Raw genomic sequence first — 1,595 nt, forward strand, 5'->3', positions numbered from 1 at the left:
ACCCTACATCGCCAACAAGTACCTCATGTTCGTTCCTTTCATTCTCATTGGCTGCGCTTGGGCCGCCACATTGGCCATGCCCTTCACCTTCGTAACCAACGCCTTGGAAGGAAAAGGACACATGGGCGCATACCTAGGCCTATTTAACGGAACCATCTGCGTTCCCCAAATCATCGCCGCCGCCTTAGGAGGCACCATACTGCACCTGCTAGGCAGCGTGCAAAGCCACATGATGATGGCCGCAGGCGCAATGCTCATTATCGGTACTTTCTGCGTGTCGATAATAAAAGACAAGGAGAAATAAATCAGCGTATAGAACTTCATATACGCCCCACTTAACGCACACATGCGCCAACTACCACTAGCAGTAGTTGGCGCATGTTGTTTAACCCCGCTGGCTGCCACCATCTGTCTTACGCCCAACACACCTAAACAACATAACAAAAGCGTGTGCCGATGCAAGGTTCTGACTATCTCAACATTGCTTGTTTCAGGTTCAATGCGCCCCGCCAAATCGTTAAACTATGCAAAGTTGGCCAACATATCCACTTAATGCAACGTTTTCGTTAAGCCAAATGAACAATGTCGAGCTTGCTCGAACATTGTCATGGCGAGAAAACGCACTTTTCGATGAACGAGAAAAGAACCATTTACGACAATATCTTCACTGCAAAAGATGCACTTAGCAGAAAGATACAGAACCGTTTCAGTTGGGGAGCAGGTCTCCGTTTCGGAATAGAAGTTAAAGACAAGTATCAGTTTATGCTAGGGTACGACAGGGGTTTCAACAAATTCAGTTCATCTTTTGGCAATTCAAGAATGAACCTTTTCTCTGCCTCTGTTGCTTACATGTTTTAAAAACGCTATGCCATTCAACTTCATCCGAACAAGCATAGTTGTAAAATGCTAACGGCAAGCAAACAAAGGGGCGGCCTTATCGGGCACGCCCCTTTATTTTGCACGCATCATCAAGAACATTTCTCACCTTGTACGAACATTCATACGCGCACAAGAGCGAGAAAAGTTTCCTGCGGATGAAAGCAGCGTTAAACCCAAATCGATCGTTAGAGCCGTTTAGATTTTGTGTATTGTTGAGCACATTGCCTATCTTACTCTTGAAGGCGTAGTGTACTACGACAAAAGAATAAGACAGGCAAGATGCCGACAAGCAAACAAAAGATGGACAGGAAGTGATGAAAACAACATAAAACATGTTGTAAGCGTTCTAACGACTGATTTGGGTTAAAGCCAAAGCGGTGCTTGGAACGTACCCTTTCAAACCCTTCTCAACAAGTTCCCATTGTTAAATATGATGCTTTTATTTTACAAAACACATCCCAACCTCCATGCCATTCTAGCGAAAATTAAGGCTCAAAAGTAGGTAATTGGCCGCAAGTTTACGACCTACGCACTGTCCCATGTGTCTATTTTTAAGAAATCCACTTGCATTTTGCACCATTTAGCCTTTCTAGATTGGTTGAATGTTCGTAATTTTTCAAGCCCAATTACACGCATTTAGCTCCTAAAATCCCACTTTTTGATGGTTATTTTGCCCTTTTGGGCCATGTGTTTCATGGTTCTAAAAGGTTTGTTTA

At 43.8% G+C, this 1,595-nt stretch carries 1 protein-coding gene and 1 pseudogene; both read left to right on the top strand.

What is annotated here, in order from left to right; translation table 11 throughout:
* Window positions 1-304: pseudogene (locus tag BN93_RS05015) on the top strand (MFS transporter); the annotation flags it as partial.
* Between the two features lie 326 nt (window positions 305-630).
* Window positions 631-858 (top strand): hypothetical protein, encoded by a 228-nt coding sequence (locus tag BN93_RS05020; RefSeq protein WP_157462661.1) that lies wholly within the window; start codon window positions 631-633, stop codon window positions 856-858.
* The last annotated feature ends 737 nt before the right edge of the window (window positions 859-1,595 follow it).

Source organism: Prevotella conceptionensis 9403948 (assembly GCF_000312305.1).
In the GTDB taxonomy this organism is placed as follows: Bacteria; Bacteroidota; Bacteroidia; order Bacteroidales; family Bacteroidaceae; genus Prevotella; species Prevotella conceptionensis.

What these genes read in the sequence shown, in the direction of transcription:
- BN93_RS05020 (WP_157462661.1), top strand. Translation starts at nt 631, where the DNA reads ATGAACGAGAAAAGAACCATTTACGACAATATCTTCACTGCAAAAGAT.